The 20303-nt window shown below is 71.7% G+C and carries 15 protein-coding genes; 9 read left to right on the top strand and 6 right to left on the bottom strand.

Features of this window, described 5'->3' with window-relative positions:
- On the bottom strand, positions 1-307 hold a 307-nt coding region (locus ABD987_RS03515), incomplete at its 3' end, for a PHP domain-containing protein (RefSeq protein WP_345386825.1).
- Between the two features lie 164 nt (positions 308-471).
- Between ABD987_RS03515 and ABD987_RS03510 the strand changes: the two genes are divergently transcribed.
- Positions 472-1401, top strand: coding sequence for a LysR family transcriptional regulator (locus tag ABD987_RS03510; RefSeq protein ID WP_345386762.1), 930 nt, complete (start codon positions 472-474; stop codon positions 1399-1401).
- 57 nt (positions 1402-1458) lie between these two features.
- Here the strand turns inward: ABD987_RS03510 and ABD987_RS03505 are convergent, their stop codons facing one another.
- Both ABD987_RS03505 and ABD987_RS03500 read right to left on the bottom strand, forming a co-directional pair.
- Positions 1459-2616 carry an oxygenase MpaB family protein gene (locus ABD987_RS03505; RefSeq protein WP_345386760.1) on the bottom strand — a complete coding sequence of 386 codons (1158 nt, stop codon included), beginning with the start codon at positions 2614-2616 and terminating at the stop codon, positions 1459-1461.
- A gap of 406 nt (positions 2617-3022) precedes the next feature.
- Complete coding sequence (locus tag ABD987_RS03500) at positions 3023-4990, bottom strand: ABC1 kinase family protein (RefSeq protein WP_345386758.1); 1968 nt, start codon at positions 4988-4990, stop codon at positions 3023-3025.
- A gap of 579 nt (positions 4991-5569) precedes the next feature.
- Here ABD987_RS03500 and ABD987_RS03495 point away from each other — a divergent pair.
- Together ABD987_RS03495 and ABD987_RS03490 are read left to right on the top strand one after the other, a co-directional pair.
- Positions 5570-6796: a sensor histidine kinase gene (locus ABD987_RS03495; protein WP_345386756.1), complete on the top strand. Its 1227-nt coding sequence runs from the start codon at positions 5570-5572 to the stop codon at positions 6794-6796.
- Positions 6781-7449, top strand: coding sequence for a response regulator (locus ABD987_RS03490; RefSeq protein ID WP_345386754.1), 669 nt, complete (start codon positions 6781-6783; stop codon positions 7447-7449). The genes ABD987_RS03495 and ABD987_RS03490 overlap by 16 nt, the downstream gene beginning before the upstream one ends.
- Here ABD987_RS03490 and ABD987_RS03485 read toward each other — a convergent pair.
- On the bottom strand, positions 7433-9076 hold the full coding sequence (locus tag ABD987_RS03485) for a GGDEF domain-containing protein (RefSeq protein ID WP_378213985.1): 1644 nt from the start codon (positions 9074-9076) through the stop codon (positions 7433-7435). The genes ABD987_RS03490 and ABD987_RS03485 overlap by 17 nt on opposite strands.
- A 248-nt stretch (positions 9077-9324) precedes the next feature.
- Here ABD987_RS03485 and ABD987_RS03480 point away from each other — a divergent pair, with 248 nt between their 5' ends.
- On the top strand, positions 9325-9957 hold the full coding sequence (locus ABD987_RS03480) for an SRPBCC family protein (RefSeq protein ID WP_345386750.1): 633 nt from the start codon (positions 9325-9327) through the stop codon (positions 9955-9957).
- Here the strand turns inward: ABD987_RS03480 and ABD987_RS03475 are convergent.
- Positions 9933-11099 (bottom strand): lycopene cyclase family protein, encoded by a 1167-nt coding sequence (locus tag ABD987_RS03475; RefSeq protein ID WP_345386748.1) that lies wholly within the window; start codon positions 11097-11099, stop codon positions 9933-9935. The two genes, ABD987_RS03480 and ABD987_RS03475, sit on opposite strands and share 25 nt — an antisense overlap.
- Positions 11100-11263: 164 nt before the next feature.
- Here ABD987_RS03475 and ABD987_RS03470 point away from each other — a divergent pair, with 164 nt between their 5' ends.
- The 5 genes from ABD987_RS03470 to ABD987_RS03450 all read left to right on the top strand — a co-directional run bounded on the left by ABD987_RS03470 (position 11264) and on the right by ABD987_RS03450 (position 18859).
- Positions 11264-12823: a deoxyguanosinetriphosphate triphosphohydrolase family protein gene (locus ABD987_RS03470; protein WP_345386746.1), complete on the top strand. Its 1560-nt coding sequence runs from the start codon at positions 11264-11266 to the stop codon at positions 12821-12823.
- A gap of 187 nt (positions 12824-13010) precedes the next feature.
- Positions 13011-15923, top strand: coding sequence for a S8 family serine peptidase (locus tag ABD987_RS03465; RefSeq protein ID WP_345386744.1), 2913 nt, complete (start codon positions 13011-13013; stop codon positions 15921-15923).
- Between the two features lie 90 nt (positions 15924-16013).
- Positions 16014-16691: an acVLRF1 family peptidyl-tRNA hydrolase gene (locus tag ABD987_RS03460; protein ID WP_345386742.1), complete on the top strand. Its 678-nt coding sequence runs from the start codon at positions 16014-16016 to the stop codon at positions 16689-16691.
- Between the two features lie 152 nt (positions 16692-16843).
- Positions 16844-18472, top strand: a complete 1629-nt coding sequence (locus tag ABD987_RS03455) for an ABC-F family ATP-binding cassette domain-containing protein (protein WP_345386740.1) — start codon at positions 16844-16846, stop codon at positions 18470-18472.
- A gap of 177 nt (positions 18473-18649) precedes the next feature.
- Positions 18650-18859 (top strand): helix-turn-helix domain-containing protein, encoded by a 210-nt coding sequence (locus tag ABD987_RS03450; RefSeq protein ID WP_003071237.1) that lies wholly within the window; start codon positions 18650-18652, stop codon positions 18857-18859.
- On the opposite strand, the gene ABD987_RS03445 is transcribed toward ABD987_RS03450, so the two are convergent.
- Complete coding sequence (locus tag ABD987_RS03445) at positions 18846-20165, bottom strand: glycosyltransferase 87 family protein (protein ID WP_378213956.1); 1320 nt, start codon at positions 20163-20165, stop codon at positions 18846-18848. The two genes, ABD987_RS03450 and ABD987_RS03445, sit on opposite strands and share 14 nt — an antisense overlap.
- Positions 20166-20303 lie beyond the last annotated feature (138 nt).

Raw genomic sequence — 20303 nt, 5'->3', positions numbered from 1 at the left:
TGGCGTTCCGCGCCAGCATCGTCATGTGCGTATACGCACCACCACCCGAGACGTCACCGCCCTCACCGAACTCGTCCGACCCACGCTGGTTCGCCTGCCCCCAGAACACCGGCTTCTTGTGAAACCGGCTCTCCGGCGCGATGTAGGCCTCGATCCCGATGATCGGCGTGATCCCATGCTTCTTGGCCTGCTGATAGAACTCGTCGCCGCCGTACATGTTCCCGTGGTCGGTCATCCCCACCGCCGGCATGTCCAACCGCGCCGCCTCCGCGAACAACGGAGCGATCTTCGCCGCACCATCGAGCATCGAATACTCGGTGTGGACATGCAGATGCACGAAAGAAGCCACGGGCGGCACGCCTCCTGGTTGTACAGTCATCCCGGCCAGCGCATTGGAACCGAGCCAGGGCAACGGTGTCCAACAACAGACACGCGCGGGAACACAACCAGTGGTTGTCAGAGGAGGTAGGGATGGAACTGGACCTCGGCGCGGTCCGCGCGTTCGTCGCGGTGGCCGAGGACCGGCACTTCGGCGACGCGGCCGTCCGGCTCGGGCTGAGCCAGCAGGCGATCTCGAAGCGGGTCGCGAAGCTGGAGGCGGAGCTGGGCACGAGCCTGTTCCACCGGACACGTGCCGGAACGGATCTGACCGTCGACGGTGAACTGTTCCTCGGCTACGCCCGCGCGCTGCTCGGTCTGGCCGACCAGGCGACCGGGCTACTGCTCAACCGTCGCCGCGCGCTGCGGGTCGACGTGCTCGGCACCCGGCTGTCCACGACCGAGCTGGTCCGGAAGTTCCACGAGGCGAACGAGGACGTCGCGATCGACATCGTCACCTCGAACGGGCTGCGCAGCGCCCGGACCACGCTCCCCGGCGGGCAGGTCGACGCCGCCTTCGCCCGGGTCGTCGGCGAACTCGGCGAGGCCATCGAGCACACCCTCGCGCACCTGGACCACATGCAGGTGATCGTCGGCCGCGGGCACCGTTTCGCCCGGCGGCGGCGGATCCGGCTGGCCGAGCTGGCGGGGACGACCGCGTGGATGCCGAACAACGGCGGCGACAGCGAATGGGCCGACTACTACCGGGAGTTCTCGCGCGAGTTCGACGTCGAGATCGATGTCTCCGGCCCGAACTTCGGCTTCGAGCACCTGCTCGACGTGGTGGGGAACTCGGACGACCGGCTCAGCTTCGTGGGTGAGGGGGTCCGGGTCCCCTGGCACCCGGACATCGTGCGGATCCCGCTCGTCGACCCCACGCCGGTGTTCCCGCATTCACTGCTGTGGTACCGGCACAACCGGCATCCGGCGCTGCCCCGGCTGATCGAGCACGTCCGGCGGGGCTATGTCCCTTATGACCCCGGGCGGCACTGGCTCCCCGAACCCGATCGCCCGGCCGGGTGACGCGTGACCAGGGGGCCGAGCGGGGCACGTGGGCCCCGCTCGGCTCGCCCCCCGACGTCAGCGGTTGTCGCCGAGTTCGGCGTGCATCTGCGGCTGGTCGTCCTGGTCGTGGGTGAGCGCGTAGTGCTCGACGCCGTTGAACGCCTTCGACGCGACACCGAGGATCTCGTCGTACGGGTTGACACCGACGGCCTTGTGCGCGGTGCCGCCGGCCAGGCCGCCGAGCGCGCTGCTGAAGATGCCGTGGACCGCGGCCGCCGGTTTCGCGACGGCGCTGATGAGATTCCGGGGAATCTCGGCGAGGTCGGCGTACCGGTCGGTGAGCGCGGTCCGGACCATCGCGGTGAACGGCTCGTAGAAGCCGGGCGGAAGGATTTCGTCCTTGTAGAACTTGAGCGCCTGCCGGGTCATGAACACCCCGTCGTCGGTGTGCTGCCACTCCTTGTCCCGCTCGGCGTTCCACAGCCGCTCGACCTCGTCGGCGTCCTTGGGCAGCAACCACTTGTCCGGGGTGCCGAGATAGTGGTTGACGTAGTGCCAGGCACACATGAATCCGCGTGCGTCGTCCCGGGAGACGTGCACACCGAGGTGATCCATCGCCTGGAGGATCTGGGTACTGAAGACACACGCGGCGCCGGTGGTGTACTTCTGCGAAACCGGCTCGCCCCATTTGGCGTAGTCCCACACGCCGCTCTTCTTGTGCAGTTGCCGGACCGACGCGTGTACCAGGCGGACCTTGGTCACCGTCGAGGCCAGGGTCCCGTCCCGCATGGCGTTCTTGTCACCCATGCCGATGAACAGCCGCGAGGACTGCGACAACCGGCGGCCCGGCCCCTGTACCCCGCCCAGCCGTCCGGTGGAGCGGAGCGTGAACGCCCCGGTCGGGGACAGGTAGGTGCCGATGAGGCCGACGGTGCCCTGCAGCATCGAGGCCACCCCGTGGTGGTGCGCGAAGAACCCTTCTGCCGCCGCGACGTCGGCCTCGCTCCAGTCCGGTGGCGGCGCGGCCGCCTCGTGCAGGAAGTCACGCAGCCGCTCGGGGAGATCCGACTTGTCCTGGACGGTGTTCAGGGTCCCGATGGTGCGGAACAGGGCGTTGACGCCGTCGACCTCCCCGTTGTCGATCAGATCGGAGACGAGCGCGTCGGCGACGGGGTCACCGACCTTGCTCGCGGCGTCCAGTTCCTCTGCGATCGAGACCAAGGTCAGTGCCATCGTCGGCTCCGTTTCTCAACGCTCGAATGTTTCGCTGGCAGTCTCGGAAACAGGAAGGCGACCGTCGCGCCAGGGGCGGTTTCCCCGGCGAATCCACTCCCGCGGCGCGTGCTGCGCGCCACGAACCCGGCCGAACCCTCTGGGTCCCGATGCTCCCACCGGACACAGGAGATCCGCGATTCCCTGATGTGATGACAAGCGTTCTCGCGCCGGTGTGCTACTCCGAATATTATTCGCGTGGGCCCGTTATGAAATATGCTCGCTTCCTGGGTTCACCATTTCCGAGTCGCCATTTGCCGATCGGGAAACCACGGTCGGCAAAGATGCTTCCCTCATTCGTGCGGGGACTCACTCCGGCAGACCAATTTCCGGGATCCGGCCTTTTCGTACGGTCACGCGAGGTGGCTCAGCGGCGCTGCCGTGCCCGCTGCCCGGCGCGGCGGAACACCACGAACAGCAGCCGCAGCCCCACCAGCGCGCTGATCACCAGCAGGTTGTAGCCGAACACGTGGTGCAGCGAGAGGTCCGGCGTGATCCGCGGGCCGCCCGAACTCGCCAACAGCAGCACCGCCATGAGCCCGGTCGCCGCGCCGAGCAGCGCCAGCATCGCCTCGTGCACCAGGCCCGTCACGACGTCTTCGTCGCGCTTGTCGGAGAACAGCCGGACGTTGACCGACAATCGTCCTTCCTCCAGCGCGGCGCCGATGCGGTCCACCCGCCGGGGCAGCCTGCGCAGCACCGGGAGCAGCGCCATCACCTCGTTGACGGCCGTGCGGCGCACCGACTCCGGGCGCAGTCCGGCGCCGATCTGTTCGGCCGCGAACGACCGTGCCTCGGTGACCACGTCGAAGTCGGGGGCCAGCGCGGAAAGGGTGCCCTCGACGGTGGCCAGTGCGCGGAACACCGCCGCGATCGGGGGCGGCACGCTGAGCCGGAAGTCCGCGATGACACGGAAAAGACCGGTGAACAGGTCGACGTCGGCGGTGCGTCCCGGCCCGAAGTGCTTGGCCACCAAGGCACCCAGCGCGCGTTCCAGCCGCTGTTCGTCGATCACCTCCGGCCGGTCGACCACCTCCAGCAGGCCGTCGCGGAGCCCGGCGGGGTCGCCGCGGTCCAGCGCCAGGATCAGGTTCTGCAGCCCGCCGCGCAGCCCCGCGTCCAGCCTGCCCACCGAGCCGAAGTCGAGCAGGCCCAGCCGTCCGTCGGTGAGCAGCAGCACGTTGCCGGGATGCGGGTCGGCGTGGAAGACACCGCCGACCATCACCTGGTCCAGCAGGCAGCGCAGCATCGACCGGGCGAGGGTGACACGCTGCTCGGCCGGGATCGTGCTCCCAGCCGCGGCGAGCGGTGTGCCGGTCAGCCTGCGCATCACCAGCACCCGCTCGGTGGACAGTGCCTTGTGGACGGTCGGCAGCGCGACCTCGGTCCCGGACTGCGCGGAGACGGCCTCGATGTTGCGAGCCTCGGTGCGGAAGTCCAGCTCCTCGGCCAGCGCCGCGGCGAACCCGTCGGCGAGGTCGATGACACCCAGCGCGCGGGCCCAGTCCGCCCGCTCGTCCAGCGCGGCGGCCACCCGGCGGACGATGTCGACGTCGCGTTCGGCCTGTGCCCGCACCTCCGGGCGCTGCACCTTGACCACGACCTCCTGGCCGTTCTTCAGTTTCGCCCGGTACACCTGGGCGATCGAGGCGGCGGCCAGCGGCTCCGGGTCGAACTCGGCGAAGACGTCCTCGGGCTCGCCGCCGAGTTCGGCGCGCAGCACCTCGCGCACCGCCTCGGCCGGCGCGGGCCGGACCTGGTCCTGCAGCTTGCCCAACTCCTCGACGAACACCGGCGGGAGCAGATCGGCGCGGGTGGACAGCAACTGCCCCAGCTTGACGAACGTGACCCCGCCGTCCTCCAGCACCCGGCGCAGCGACCGGGCGAGCGCGGCCTGACGGCCCGGCGCCACGTCGGGTTCGCGGCGGCCGACGAGGTAGCGGCCGAGCCCGTGCCGGACCGCGATCCGGGTGATCTGCGAATACCGGCGGCCCCGCGACACCTTGGTACGGACCGCGCGGATCATGCTGAACACGCCGCGCCCCGAGCCGGCGGGAAGCGCCATCTCGGCGAGGAACAGGAACACCAGGGTGGCGAGGAAGGCGCAGCCCGCGAGCGGGATGAGCAGCCCGGCCGCGGCGGCGGGGCTGGCGGCCATCGACGGGGAGAACGCCCTGGCGACGGCGGCGGCCACCATCCAGCCGAACGCGGCGCCGCAGATCGCCCGCACGAACCCGATCCGCACGCCGAGCACCCGCCGCGAGGCGACGACGAGCGGCCACAACACCAGTGCGAGCAGGGGAATGCTGAGCAGGCTCAGCAGCAAGTTCTCCATCGGATCCCGAACGACGAGGCCCCGGTACCGGGCCGTGCGGAAGCGAGTAGACCACGCCCCGGTGTCCCGGCTTTCCCGCCCGCGCGGGATCGCCCTCCCGCTCGCGGGGGAGCGGCCCCGGACAGGGACACGTTGGGCCCCGGCCCGTCGCGCCCCGCCCGCCCCGCCTGCCTCTCCCGTCGCGCCCCGGCCGCCGGGCGGGGCGGGCGACCGGCCGCCTCTCCCCGCGGTCGCCATACGCCCCAATGTGGCGTTCGGTGCGCTGGACGCACCGAACGCCACATTGGGTGCGCTGGACGCACCGAATGTGGCATTGGGGCGCTCTTGGCGAGCCGGACTCTCGGGGTGCTGAAGGGAGCCTTCGGTGCGTTGGGTGCACTGATGGCGTCCTTCAGCACCGCCAGCGCACTGAAAGCGTCCTTCAGCGCGCCGCCGCCGTCGCGAACGCTCCGTTCAGGACGTCGAGAGTCTTGAACGGCGCGTTCGGGAAGGGCCCGGCGAGCCGGTTCACTCCGCGGTATCGGGGCCTTCCGGCGCGGGAGGGAGGTCCCGGCGCCGCCGTGCTGCAAGGATCGGCCCGTGCGCGTGTTCCGCCCGCTGATCGGCGGGGTGACCTACCGCCGCTGGGTGTACCTGATCCTCGGCGGCGCGATCAGCGTGCCCTACCTGCTGTTCGCCGCGGTCGCGATCCCCGGGGTGATGCCGTTCACCGCGTCCGAGGAGGTCGCCTTCGTCATCGCGTCGGCGATCACCCTCGTGGTCATGTTCGCGACGTCGCTGCTGCCCGCGGTGCGGGTACTGGAGGTCACCGCGGTCCGCGAGCTGCTCGGTGATCCGGCGCCCGGCGCGCATCCCCGGCCCCGCGACTGGCCGGGGCGGCTGCGGTTCAGCGTGATGTTCCTGCTGCACGTGTTCGCGGGCTTCACGGTCAGTTTCCTCAGTCTCGGGGTGCCGACGCTGGTGGGGCTCACCGTCGCCGCCCCGTTCACCGGCAGGCTGCCCGCGGCCGAGGGCGGCACCGACGTGCCGAAGGGCTGGGAGTCGGCCTGGATCCCGGCGTTGTGCGTGTTCGCGCTGGTGACGCTGGTCTACTTCGTGTGGGCGATCGGCGCGGTGCTCGCGAAGGCCGCGGCCCGGCTGCTCGGGCTGTCGGCCGCGGACCGGATCGCCGAGCTGGAGCGGCGGGCCGACCGGCTCGCCGAACGCAACCGCCTGGCCAGGGAGCTGCACGATTCGGTGGGGCACGCGCTGTCGGTGGTCACGGTGCAGGCCGGGGCGGCGCGCCGCACCCTGCGCACCGATCCCGCCTTCACCGAACGCGCGCTGGGCGCCATCGAGGAGTCGGCCCGCACCGCGCTCGACGACCTCGACCACGTGCTCGGCCTGCTGCGCGAGGAAGCGGCGGGCAAGGCGCCGCAGCCGGGACTGGCCGACCTCGATTCGCTGGTCTCGGCGACGCGTCTCGCGGGCACCGAGGTCGACGCCGCGGTCGAGGGCGAGCTCTCGGCCGTGCCGCAGGTGGTTTCCCGCGAGGTGTACCGGATCCTCCAGGAATGCCTGACCAACGCGGTACGCCATGCCGGTAAGGTCCCGGTGACGGTCCGGGTCGCGATCGGGCCGGGCCGGCTGGACGCGACGGTGTCGAATCCGCTCGGCGCCGAGCCGCCGCGGTCGGCCCGCACCGGGGGCGGGCGGGGCCTGCGCGGCATGGCGGAGCGGGCGGCGGTGCTCGGCGGCGAGCTGAGCGCGGGGGCGGGACACGGACGGTGGGAAGTCGTGATGACGGTGCCTTGGGGGAAACGGTGACGAGCGGGCGGGTGCTGCTGGTCGACGACGAGCAGCTGATCAGGGCCGGTCTCCGCGCCATCGTCGACAGCGAGCCGGATCTGGTGGTCGTCGGCGAGGCGGGCGACGGCGCCGAGGTGCCGGGCCTGGTCGCCCGGCTGGCCCCGGACGTGGTGCTGATGGACGTGCGGATGCCCGCGGTGGACGGGATCAGGGCCACCACCCACCTGATGTCCACTGTGGACAAACCGCCGAAGGTGATCGTGGTGACCACCTTCGAGAACGACGACTACGTCTACGACGCGCTGCTCGCCGGGGCGAGCGGGTTCCTGCTCAAGCGGGCCCGGCCGGAGGAGATCGTGTCCGCGATCCGGACCGTGCTCGCCGGGGAGTCGCTGCTGTTCCCCTCGGCGATCCGGCGGCTGGCCGCGACGCACTCCCGGGGTGCCGGCCGGGACGGTCTCGCCGCGGCCGGGCTGACCGAGCGCGAGCGGGACGTGCTGCGGCTGATGGCGGGCGGGCTGTCCAATGTGGAGATCGCGGGTGAGCTGTTCCTCGGCGTCCAGACGGTGAAGACGCACGTCGGCAACGTGCTCGCCAAGCTCGGCGCGCGCGATCGCACGCAGGCGGTGATCCGCGCCTACGAGTCCGGGTTCGTCACGCCGACCGGCTGACCGCGACGTCGCGCCCGATCCCGCGCAGCACGTCGACGCGGTCCGAGCCCGGCCTGCTCAGCACCCAGCTCGATCCCGGCACGGCCTTGGCCTGCTTCTTCAGCGGGGCCAGCAGCCGCGAAGTGTCCCGATAGGACCCGATGGACCCGGTGGCGCACACCAGCGTCGCGAGCGAGACGGTGACCGGCAGCCCGTCGGCGGACCAGCGGCGGTCGAGCAGCGCCGCCGCGACGGTCCCGATCTCGTCGACGTCGCACACCACGAGGAAGTCGTCGCCGCCGACGTGGCTCACCCGCATCCGCGGCAGCCGCGACTCGAGGTCGGTCAGCGTCGCGCCGAGCGCGCGGATCAGGTCGTCACCGGCGGCGAAGCCCGCGGTGTCGTTGACCGTCTTGAACGAGTCGATGTCCAGCCAGGCCGCCACGAACGACTCCCCGGTGGCGATCCGGCGGTCGACCTCGCGCGCCACGACCTCGCTGCCCGGCAGCCGGGTGAGCGGGCTGAGCGCGGCGGCCTCCTCGACCTTCACCTCGGCGACGCCGCGCACGACCTCGGTCACCAGCACGACGCCGAGGCAGTGGCCCCCGCCGTCGACCACGACGACGTCGTCGCCGGTGCGGCTCCAGTCGGCGTCGGTGACCAGTTCCAGGAACTCCAGCGCGCTGGCGCCCGCGTCGATCATGTGCGGGGTGTCGGCGAGCCGGGCCGCCGGGCGCTTGGCGTGCAGCGCGTGCCCGTACATCCCGGTGACCGCCACCAGGAAACGGGTCCGGTTGATCGACCACTGTGGACGGTTGTCCGCGTCGACACCCACCACACCGGACGGCGCGTCCGCCGCGGCGAGCACCTCGCGGACGTCGTCGCAGGTGGCCGTTTCCGGCAGGGTGGTCGCCGGGCGCACGAAGTCGCCGACGCACGGCGCCTGCGGCGGGCCGGGGGTCATCCGGTCGCCGGGTGGCAGGACGACGGTGGTCGGGTCGGCATCCTGTGCCGGGGCGGGCGGCGCGAGCAGGTGACCCTGCGCGATCCGCACCCCGAGGCCACGGGCGGCGTCGAGCTGCGCGTCGGTTTCGATACCGGTCGCGACCAGCCGGATGCCGGTCCGCGAGGTGTAGTGCAGCAGCGCCTCGACGACCGCGATCGCGGCCGGGTCGGCGGGGAGCCCGCGCAGCACCGTGCGGTCGAGCTTGACCAGGTCGATCGGGCTCGCCGCGAGCAGGGCGAGCGGCAGGTCACCGCGGCCGAGCCCGTCGAGGGCGAGCCGGAACCCCAGATCGGACAGGGCCTGCATACCGGCGAGCGCGCGTTCGGCGGGCAGTTGGGAGAACGGCGGCCCGATTTCGAGCACGACGTCCCTGGTGCGGCGGCCCGCGGCGCCGAGTTCGCGGATGACCTCGTCGAACGCGCCTGCCGGCGCGGCGAGGGTGCGGGCGGAGAGGTTGAGGTGCAGCGGTAGCGGGGTGCGGCGCTCGGCCTCCTGGCGGACGGCGGCGGCCGCGAGCGCGAGGTCGACCTCGGCGAGCCTGCCTTCGCGGCGGGCCTCGGCGAGCAGCTCGTGGGCGGTGCCTTTGCCGGGACGGGCGAGCGCTTCGAACGCCACGATGCCGCCGGTGTGCAGGCTGTACATCGGCTGGAAGGCGAAGCGGATCGCGCTGGGCGATGTCACGGGTCCGATCGTGGCCCCTCCTGGGCCGAAACGAAACGGATGTCGACTGATGTTCATCGCGTGGGAACCCGGGTTCCCTATATCGGAGTAACGCCTTGACGGGAAGAGTTACGCCATGCTCACGAGCGCGGCTCGTTGCTAAGATTTGACTTATATAAGCTCCGCCTTTAGCGTGGTTTGCGCAGCTCACGACACGAGGAGGAGTTTCGGTGATCGACGTCAGTCAGCAGATCAGCGCCGTCCGGCGAAAGGTCGGCTCGCGCACCCTGGAAGCCGGGGAGGTGCGTGTCGTGACGGTCGCGCAGACCTACGCCTCGGAGCTCGACGACGTCTGGGACGCCTGCACGAACATCGAGCGCATCCCGCGCTGGTTCCTGCCGATCACCGGCGAGCTGCGTCCCGGCGGGCACTACCAGCTGGAGGGCAACGCGGGCGGCACGATCGAGCGCTGCGACCCGCCGAAGGGTTTCTCGGCCACCTGGGAGTTCGCGGGCGCGGTCAGCTGGATCGAGCTGAAGCTGAGCCCGGCGCCCGAGGGGACGCTGTTCGAGCTGGATCACCTCGCCCCGGTCAACGAGCACTGGGAGAAGTACGGTCCCGCCGCGACCGGGGTCGGCTGGGACATGATGATCATGGGTCTCGCCCTGCACCTGGGCAGCGGCGCCGCGATGGACCCGGCCGAGGCGATGGCGTGGCAGGTCTCGGCCGAGGCGCGGGAATTCGTCACGCAGAGCAGCGAGCGTTGGTACGAGGCCGATCTCGCGTCGGGTGAGGACAAGGAACTCGCGCGCACGAGGGCGGACAACACCCTCGCGTTCTACACCGCGATGCCGGAGTCCTGAGCCCGCGACCAGCCGAACAGGTGACGCCTGATCCGCCAGGGCGCCGCGCGGAAGAGCCGCAGCATCGCGGCGGAGAGGCCCGCCAGGTCCTCGCGTCCCGAGGTGAACGCCCGCTGCGCTTCGACGGGCATCGCGAAGAAGAGGTCGAAGAACTCCGGGACCCGCTCCGGCGGGAGGCCGCGCAGCGCGCGCAGGGCGTGCGCGCGGAGCCGGTGCACGGCCAGCGCGGCGGGTGACCAGAGGTCCGCGTACGCGGCGGCGCTCGCGGCGAGCGGGCCGTGCGGCAGCGTTTCCGCGAGCGTCGCGGCGAGCCGGGGGGCCAGCGCGAGCGCGGTGGCGACGCTGTATCCGGTGGCCGGGTGGACGAACCCGGCGGCGACACCGAACGGGAGCACCCGCCGCGGCTTCGGGAAGGGGAGATCCAGCGGGACGCGGACCCGCTCCTCGCGGCCCCCTGCCGGGACACCGGCACGCGCGAGCCGGTCGCGCAGGCGGGCGGCGAGCACGTCGAGCCCGAGCCCGGGGCGGCGCGCCAGCGAGGTCTCCTCCACCAGCACGGTGCCGTCGCCGAGCGGGAGGGAGTAGAGGAACGTCTGATCCGCGCCGGTGTTTCCTCGCCAGTCCATGAACACCGCGGTGTCCGCCGGGACGAGCGCCCGCGCCGCGTCGGCCGGGAGCACGAGACCGTAGGCGGTTTGTTCCGTGTGGACACCCGGGGGCGGGGCGCCGGAGAGCGCGCGGCGCGCCCCGGAGGCGTCGACGACCACGCCCGCGCGGCGTTCGCGGCCGTCGGCGAAGCGGACCGTGCTGCCGTGCCGGTCGTGCGTCGCGGCCACGGCCAGCCCGGCGAGCACCCCGATGCCGGGGACAGCCAGCCGCTCGGCGAGGGAATCGTTGTCCACCACCAGATAGCGGCGGCCGAGACGGTGCTCCCGCGTGCCGTACGCGAGGGCGGTGCCGGGGGCGGCCGCGATCGCGGACTCCGGGAAGTCCGCGACTTCGTCGGCCCACAGCCCGTACGTCGCGGGCCAGCGCCGGCCCGGGTCCGGCGCGGCGAGCACCGTGCGCAACCCTCGCCGGGCGCAGGCCGCGGCCAGCGCCCAGCCCGCCGGCCCGGCTCCCACGATCAGCACGTCCGCCACCTCCCGATCCTCTCAGACCCGGATGGCGCGGGAGGAGCTGAAGGACGCTTTCAGTGCATCCAGCGCACTGAAAGCGTCCTTCAGCTCGCCCAACGCACCGAAGGCGTCCTTCAGCACACCCGGCCGCGCGGAAACACGCCCGCGAGCCGGATACGGTAGGGCGCATGGATCAGACGGACCCCAGGGCGGCGCGACGGGACCCCACCGGTTCCGGCGGGTTCACCGACCTGGCCACCAGCGCGTTCCGGGTGGACCGCGACCGCATCGCCGCGTCGCCCTTCTTCGCCCGGCTCGGCGGCGTGACGCAGGTGGTCAGCGCCGGCGGGTCCGGCCTGCTGCACAACCGGCTCACCCACAGCCTCAAGGTCGCGCAGGTCGCCCGCGCGATCGCCGAGCGGATCGGCGCGGACGGCGACTCCGCCGGGCTGGCCGCGAAGCTCGGTGGCTGCGACCCCGACGTCGCCGAGGCCGCCGCGCTCGCCCACGACCTCGGGCATCCGCCGTTCGGCCACCTCGGCGAGCAGACCCTGGACCGGATCGCGCGGCACCGCTTCGGCCTCGCCGACGGCTTCGAGGGCAACGCGCAGACCTTCCGCATCCTCACCACGACCGACGTGCGCGGCCCGTCCGCGGTCGGGCTCGACCTCACCGCAGCAGTCCGCGCGGCGGTGCTGAAGTACCCGTGGGCGCGGCTGCACTTCCCGGATCCGCACCCCTCGGGGCTTCCGGTCCCGCCGCGCGGCGCGACCGAACCGGACGGCGCGCCCGGCACCGGCGCGAGCAAGTTTTCCGCCTACTGCACCGAACTCGACGACTTCGCGCAGGCGCGGGCGCCCTTCGCGGGCCGGATCGAGGGCTGGCAGCAGACCGTCGAAGCGTCCGTGATGGACACCGCCGACGACATCGCCTACGCCATCCACGACCTCCAGGACTTCCACCGCATCGGCGTGCTCCAGCACGCGCCCGTCGCGGCCGAGCTGGGGGAGTGGCTCGCGCACGCGCTCGAACTCGCCGCGCTCGACGACGCGACGCTGGAGGCCGAGCAGCGGCGTCCCGGCCGGTCGCTGGAACGGCTGCGCCGGCGCATGCACGCGAAGGACGCCTGGATCGTCGACGACGACGCGTTCGCCAGTGCCGTGGCGCGGGTCCACGCCGAACTCGTCGACGGCCTGCTCGCCGGTGCCTTCGACGGGTCCATCGAGGCGGAGCAGGCGACCGCGGCGTTCTCCACCGGCTGGACCACCCGCCTGGTCGACGGCGTGGTCGTGGTGGCGGCACCGCCGACCCGCGCCGGGCACGTGGCCCTGCGCCCGGCCCAGTGGCACGAGGTCCAGGTGCTCAAGTTCGTGCACCGGCGGTTCGTGCTGCTGCGCCCCGATCTCGCGCTGCACCAGCGTGGCCAGGCCAGTCTCGTCGCGACACTCGTGGACGCGCTCGACGCCTGGCTGCTCGACCGCGACGAGGCCTCCCGGCTGCCCCGGCGGCTGCACGACCTCGTCGAGCTCGCGCACGCCGAGTACGCCGCGCTGGCCAGGGAAACCCCCGGACTGCTCGTCGGCGCGACCGGCGAGCCGATGGACGGCGCCGACGCGGTGCGCGGCCTCGCCAGGGGACGCGCGGTGATCGACTTCGTCGCCTCGCTCACCGACCGGCAGGCGGTGACGCTGCTCGACGCGCTGTCCGGGCGGGCCGCGCAGCCGTGGTCGGACTCCTTCGTGCTCTGATCCATCCGCCCGTTCTTCTGCGCTGAACGGGCTATCCGGCCGGGCAGGGATCGGACAACGGTCGTCCACTGTCACTCGAACGGCTGTTGTTGACCGTGGACGGACGGTACTTAGCTGGGACCAGCCGGTGATCACCGGCATTGGCCAGCGTGAGTCGGGGCACGCGCCTGGAGAATCGGAGGCGCACGTGCGTCGAAACCGTTCCCTGAGACCGAGACCGACAGTACTGGCCGCCGGTGCCGCGCTCGTCGCGGCGCTCGGCGTGGTGACCCCGGCCGCCGCGGCGGATTCACCGTCCACACCGGATTCCTTCGGTGAGAACTCCGCCCGCCAGATCGCCGCGCTGCAGGCGGTCAAGATCGGGCAGACCGCCGTGGAGTCCAAAGTAGACAGCAGGCTGCTCGTCGAGGAGAAGATCCGGGAGAACCGGATGAACGCCGCCGCCGTGCCCGCGCTGCGGTCCGGCGCCGGGATCTCGCCGTCGGGCACCGCGCTGGTGGACATCCGCGCGGCGAAGGTTTCCGACGGGCTCCTCGCCGACCTCACCAAGGCGGGCGCGGGGATCCGCGCGGTGTCCGACCGTCTGGCGAGCATCCGGGCCGAGGTGCCGCTCACCGCGCTCACCGGCATCGCCGCGCGAGCGGACGTCAAGAAGGTCGAAGCCGCCGACGAGGCGATGACCGCGCGTCAGCCCGCCGCGCCCGGCACCCCCGGCACGAGCACCGCGAAACCGGCGGAAACCAAGCAGCAGAAGGCGGATCGGCTCGCCGCGGACCTGCGCAAAGCGCAGGAGAACAAGAACCGCGCCGCCGCGGCCGCGACGATCACCAGCGAAGGCGACCGCGCGCACAACGCCGACGTCGCGCGTCAGCAGTACGGCGTCACCGGTGTCGGCGTGAAGGCGTGCGCGCTGTCCGACGGCGTCGACTCGCTGGCCGTTTCCCAGACGAAGGGCGAGCTCCCGCCGAACGTCGACGTCCTGCCCGGCCAGGCGGGCAGTGGCGACGAGGGCACCGCGATGCTGGAGATCATCCACGACCTCGCGCCCAACGCGGAACTCGGCTTCGCCACCGCGTTCAACTCCGACGCGAGCTTCGCCGACAACATCCGCAAGCTGCGCTTCGAGGCGCACTGCGACGTGATCGTGGACGACGTCTTCTACTTCAAGGAGTCGCCGTTCCAGGACTGGATCATCGCGCAGGCGGTCAACGACGTGACCGCCGCGGGAGCGCTGTACTTCTCCTCCGCGGGCAACGAGGGCAGTGTGCTCGACAGGACCTCCGGGCACTGGGAAGGCGATTTCGTCGACTCCGGCAAGGGCGTCGGCAAGTACGCCGGTACCGCGCACAACTTCGCCGGGAGCGCCGGGACGCAGATCTTCGAGCCCATCTCCACCGGCACCGGCGCGGTGCCGGTGACGTTGTTCTGGTCCGACCCGCTCGGCGCGTCGGGCAACGACTACGACCTCTACCTGCTCGACGCCAAGGGCAACGTGGTCGCGTTCAGCCAGAACAACCAGACCGGCACGCAGGACCCCTACGAGCGGGTCAACACCTCCGGCGCGCCGGGGCTGCGGCTGGCGATCGTCAAGTTCTCCGGCGCCAACCGCTATCTGTCGCTTTCCGCGCTGCGCGGCCGTTTCGCGGACTCCCCGGACGGCCTCAAGGCCTACACCACCCCGGGTATGACCTCCGGGCACTCGGCCGCGCGCGCCGCGTTCGGCGTCGCGGCGGCCCCGGCGGCGAAGGCGTTCGGCAGGCCGCTCGAACCCGGTGACCCGGCCAACCCCGCCGGACCGTTCCCCGGCTCGTTCTCCGGCGCCAGCAAGGTCGAACGGTTCTCCTCCGACGGCCCGCGGCGGATGTTCTACCAGGCTGACGGGACGCCGATCACTCCGGGCAACGTGTCCTCGACCGGCGGCGAGGTGCGGCAGAAGCCGGAGATCACCGCGGCCGACGGTGTCCGCACCTCGGTGTCCGGGTTCGACCCGTTCTTCGGCACCTCGGCCGCCGCGCCGCACGCCGCGGCGATCGCGAGCCTCGTGCTGTCGGGCAACCCCGGACTGTCCACAGCGGACGTCCGGGAGGCACTGCTGGCCACCGCCGTCGACATCGAGACCCCGGGCAGGGACAACACCAGCGGCGCCGGGATCCTGCTCGCCGACAAGGTGCTCGCCTACACCGGGGCCAGCCCGCAGCCGCTGGCCTTCGCGAAACAGCCGACGGTGACGCCGCCGAACGGCGCCACCGCGCTCAACCCGGGCGACACCGCGACGGTGTCGCTGCCGGTCACCAACGCCGGGGACGGCCCCGCCGCCTCCACCAGCGTGGTGCTCAGCAGCCCGACGCCGGGCGTCGCGATCGCGCCGCGGTCGAAGTCCTACGGCACGGTCAGCCCCGGTCAGACCGGCGTCAACGACTTCGCCGTCACGGTCCCCGCGACGCACGAGATCGGCGTTCCGGTGGTGCTGGACGCGAAGGTCACCTTCGCCGGTTCGCTGTCCCCGAAGACGGCGCGGTTCTCCCTGCCGGTCGGCACCCCGTCCGCGGTGACGAAGGACTTCGCCTACACCGGTGACGCGGTCGCCGTGCCGGACAACAACCCGCTGGGCGCGTCGGTCCCGATCACGGTGAGTGGGGTCGGCCGGGCCTCGAAGGTGACCCTGTCGGTCGACGGCACCGTCTGCGGCACCGACCCGAAGTCGACCACGGTCGGGATCAACCACTCCTATGTCGGTGACCTGGTCGGCACGCTGACCTCGCCGTCGGGGGCGAAGGCCACGGTGTTCAGCCACACCGGGTCCTCGGGCAAGAACCTGTGCCAGGTCGTCTTCGCCGACGGCGCCGCCAAGCCGTACAGCTCGCTGACCTCGGCCAACGCCCCGTTCACCGGGACCTGGCGGCCCGCGGCGAGCTTCGGCGCGACGGTGGGCTCGGCGGTGGCCGACGGGACCTGGACGTTCACCGTCGCCGACCTCGCCGGCGGTGACACCGGCTCCATCCGCGCGGTGTCGTTGCACGTCAACGGGTTCGAGCACCCCGCGGAGCACCCGGCGGCCCTGCACCCGGTCGTGAGCAACGGCCCGGTGCACCCGGTCTAGATCCCTCTCGGCAAGTCCGTGAAGGCCTCCTTCACAGCGCTCAGCGCTGGTAAGGGGGCCTTCACGGCGTTGAGCGCCTAGGTTGGGGGCATGGTGAAGGCGCGGGAGGTCGCGGGCGGCGGGCACGCGGTCGAGGTCGCGCCCGACCGGCTCGAAGGCTGGTTCGCCCGGTTCGCGGCGCGCAACGACGGGGTGCGCTCGACCCTGCTCGGGCCGGACGAGGTCCGGGTCACCGGCGGCACCGGCGTGACCGCGACGGCGACCGTCCCGTTCGGACCCCTGCCCGCCGAGGGGGAGTACCCCGGGCTGGCCGTCGGGCCGCTGCTCGGTCACGTCCTGCGCCCCCGCCGGATCGCGCTGCTGCTCGTCCGGCTCGGCGGCCACGGCGTCGGGATCGCCGAGGACGGCGTGGTCCGGTCCTCGCGGACCGACCGGCACCTCGTGCACGGCCGTTCGGCCGCGGGCGGCTGGTCCCAGCAGCGGTTCGCGCGGCGGCGGGAGGGGCAGGCCCGCGTCGCGCTCCGGGCGGCCGCCGACGACGCGGTGGCGGTCCTCGTCCCCCGGCTGTCCGAAGTGGACGCGGTGGTGCTCGGCGGCGACCGTCGCGCCCTCGCCGAACTGCGGGAGGACCGCAGGCTGGCCCCGCTCTTCGCCCGCGCCGAGCCCCGCGTCCTCGCCCTGCCCGAACCCCGGCGCAGCGTGCTGGAGGACGCCGCCGAACGCGCCGTCGCCGTCGAGATCACCCTGCGCGCCCCCGAGCCGGGGTGAGTCCGGACACGGTCGGGGAAAACCTCTCGACAGCGGTCCGTACACTGGTGGCGTGGAAATCCTGCTGGAGTAGCTGTCGCGCCGGACCGTGCCCGCACGGTGACCGGTCGCTCGACGCTGTCCCTCGTCCACCCCCGTCCACGGGAGTTCCCTTGATCACGGCCACCGGCCTCGAGCTGCGCGCCGGCTCGCGCATCCTGCTCAACGAAACCAGCCTGCGCATCCAGCAGGGCGACCGCATCGGCCTCGTCGGCCGCAACGGCGCCGGCAAGACGACCTCGCTGAAGGTCCTCGCTGGCGAAGGCGAGCCGCACGCGGGTGATCTGCGCCGCAGCGGCGAACTCGGCTACCTGCCGCAGGATCCGCGCGAAGGCGATCTGTCGGTCACCGCGAAGGACCGCGTGCTGTCCGCGCGCGGGCTGGACACCCTGCTGCGCGACATGGAAAAGGCGCAGACCGCGATGTCCGAACTGGTGGACGAGAACCAGCGGGACAAGGCGATCACGCGGTACAGCAAGCTGGAAGAACGGTTCGCCTCGCTCGGCGGGTACGCCGCGGAGAGCGAGGCCGCGCGCATCTGCTCGAACCTCGGCCTCGCCGACCGGATCCTGGGCCAGACGTTGAAAACGCTCTCCGGTGGCCAGCGGCGCCGGGTCGAGCTGGCCCGGATCCTGTTCGCCGCCGCGGAGGCGGGCGCGGGCGGGAAGTCCGAGACGATCCTGTTGCTCGACGAGCCGACCAACCACCTGGACGCGGACTCCATCAGCTGGCTGCGCGGCTTCCTCAAGCAGCACGACGGCGGCCTGGTGGTGATCAGCCACGACGTCGAGCTGCTGGCCGACGTGGTCAACAAGGTGTGGTTCCTCGACGCGACCCGCAGCGAGATCGACCTCTACAACATGAGCTGGCAGCGCTACCTGGACGCGCGGGCCACCGACGAGAAGCGCCGCCGCCGTGAGCGCGCGAACGCCGAGAAGAAGGCCTCCGCCCTGCAGCAGCAGGCCGCGAAACTCGGTGCCAAGGCGACGAAGGCGGTGGCGGCCAAGAACATGGCCCGCCGCGCCGAGCAGATGCTGTCCTCGCTGGAGGAGACCCGGCACGCGGACAAGGTCGCCAAGATCAAGTTCCCGGAGCCCGCGTCGTGCGGGCGAACTCCGCTCACCGCCGAGAACCTGTCGAAGTCCTACGGCTCGCTGGAGATCTTCACCGGCGTCGATCTCGCGATCGACCGTGGTTCAAAGGTTGTCGTGCTCGGATTGAACGGTGCCGGAAAGACCACATTGCTGCGCTTGCTCGGCGGAATGGAAACTCCGGATACTGGCACGACCGTACCGGGTCACGGATTGCGTTTGGGCTATTACGCACAGGAACACGAAACCCTCGACCACGAAGCTTCGGTGTGGGAAAACATCCGACATCTGGCACCGGATACCGGCGCGCAGGAGTTGCGGAACCTGCTCGGCTCGTTCCTGTTCACCGGTGAACAGCTCGACCAGCCCGCCGGAACGCTTTCCGGCGGGGAGAAGACCCGGCTCGCGCTCGCCGGGCTGGTGTCCAGCGCTGCCAACGTGTTGCTGCTCGACGAGCCCACCAACAACCTGGATCCGGCCAGCCGCGCGCAGGTTCTCGATGCCTTGCGCAGCTTCGAAGGCGCCGTCGTGCTGGTGACCCACGACCCCGGCGCGGTGGAGGCGCTCGAACCGGAGCGTGTCATCCTGCTTCCGGACGGTACCGAGGACCATTGGTCGGCGGATTACCTGGAGCTTGTGCAGCTGGCGTGACCGATGCGTCCGTTCGGGTGCAAAGGCGGTGCCTTTGGGGCACTGGAATGGCCCAATGTGATCGCAGTTTCGGTTGTTTTACCCATGTCGTCTGGCATTCCGGCGCTCAGTGTTCGATCATTGCCCCGGCAGGGGCCGAATGTGGCCCAGAACACTCTCGGCGGGAAGGCGATCGACGTGGCTGATCTCAAGAAAGGCGCGCGGATCACCGGCAACACGCGCGACAAGCTGGCCGCTGACCTGAAGAAGAAATACGAGAAGGGGTCGAGCATCAGGGCCCTGGCGGAGTCCACCGGGCGGTCGTACGGCTTCGTCCACCGGGTGCTCTCCGAGTCCGGCGTCCAGCTGCGTGGCCGCGGCGGGGCGACCAGGGTCAAGAAGAAGTAGCGGGCTGCTCCGCGGGGGGCGCAGCTCGTTCGGCTGACCGGAAGGTCAGCTGGGCACCGAGCAACACGAGTGGGTACACGAGGTAGCCGTAGCGCGTGGCCGGAGTCAGCAGGATCAGGGCGCCGAGTCCGACGGCGACGCGCAGCAGCGCGTCCGAGCCGGTCGCGGGGGGCCGCCGCGCCAGCCAGGCCAGCATCGCGAGTGCGGCGATGCCCACGAGCACGAACGCGAGCACCAGACCCGCCTGACCGGTCTCCGCGATCAGGTGACCGGGCAGCGGGCTCGCCGCTGGCGAGCGCACCACACCCATGCCGAGCGGGAACCGGATCACGTGTTCGAGGAAGGCGTGGGGATCCACCAGGTACACCGGGAGGTGCACCAGCACCGTCGTGGTGAGCAACGCGGCCACGAAACGGCCCAGTGCCGCCCCACCGAGGCGGTCCTGCTTCCGTGCTCTGACCAGCACGAAGATCGCGAGCACTGCGGCCGCCGGCGCGACGATGAGCTTCGCGCTGATCACCAGCGCCAGCACCAGCCCGGACCAGCCGCTCCGGCCGGTCGCGGCGAGCGCGCAGGCGAGGACCAGTAGTCCGACGATTGCCAGGTCCGGGCCCGCCACCGCCCAGGTGAGTGTCGTGAGTGGACACGCGAGCGCGAGCTGGGCGCCGAGCACCGGGATCTTCGGCCACTTCAGCAGGCGCAGGGTGCCGAGCACGCAGGCGACCGCGGCCAGCGCGAACATCCAGCGCGCGTCGGTCAGCGCGTTCGTGACCGGATTGCCGCCGAACAGTGCCCTCGGCAGGCCGAACACCGTCATCACCGGGCCGTAGGGCGTGTAGTCGTTGACCTCCGGGGCCCGGCCGAGCGCCGTGACGTCGACGTAGGGCGTGCCGTGCGCCAGCAGCAGCGACGCCGAACGCTCGATCACCCACACCTCGGGCTGCGCGGCCCAGGAGACCGGGGTGATCAGCCAGTCGACACCCGTCAGGCGGCGAATCACCAAGATCACCAGTGGCGTGATCATCGCCAACACCGCGATCGCGCCGATCCCCGCCCCGCGCGCGCCGAGTATCCCGCCGGGCACGCGGCCGCGGCGGGCCGAGAGCAGCAGCCAGCCGCTGTGCGCGGCGGCCAGCCCGTAGCCCGCGATCGCGCAGTTGCCCCACACGCGATAGCCGTAGAACTCCGACTTGAGGGCGGTGATGACCGCGAAGACGACGCAGCCGAGGTAGAACACCAGGTCCCAGCCCAGTGCGCGGCCCGGCCGCGCGGCCGGTGGCCGGACGGGCGCCGAGAGCGTTCGCACCCTTTGTGCCCCCTTGTCGTCACGATGTCACCGTGTCGCGATCGGATCCCCGGTCAGGCTACCGAGCGCGCGCACGCGGGCCCGAGGCGGGAGAAGAATCTTCCGGGATCGGGAAGTAATCTGCGCGAGGCCGTGTTG

Origin of the sequence: Amycolatopsis samaneae, from assembly GCF_039541975.1 — a bacterium.
Taxonomy (GTDB): Bacteria; Actinomycetota; Actinomycetes; order Mycobacteriales; family Pseudonocardiaceae; genus Amycolatopsis; species Amycolatopsis samaneae.
The sequence above is the reverse complement of the archived record's forward strand: the minus strand, read 5'-3'. Positions and strand labels throughout refer to the sequence as shown.

Coding starts and splice junctions, on each gene's coding strand:
- ABD987_RS03505 (WP_345386760.1), bottom strand. CDS start 2,616: ATGGCACTGACCTTGGTCTCGATCGCAGAGGAACTGGACGCCGCGAGC.
- ABD987_RS03510 (WP_345386762.1), top strand. CDS start 472: ATGGAACTGGACCTCGGCGCGGTCCGCGCGTTCGTCGCGGTGGCCGAG.
- ABD987_RS03460 (WP_345386742.1), top strand. CDS start 16,014: ATGGTGAAGGCGCGGGAGGTCGCGGGCGGCGGGCACGCGGTCGAGGTC.
- ABD987_RS03500 (WP_345386758.1), bottom strand. CDS start 4,990: ATGGAGAACTTGCTGCTGAGCCTGCTCAGCATTCCCCTGCTCGCACTG.
- ABD987_RS03485 (WP_378213985.1), bottom strand. CDS start 9,076: ATGTACAGCCTGCACACCGGCGGCATCGTGGCGTTCGAAGCGCTCGCC.
- ABD987_RS03470 (WP_345386746.1), top strand. CDS start 11,264: ATGGATCAGACGGACCCCAGGGCGGCGCGACGGGACCCCACCGGTTCC.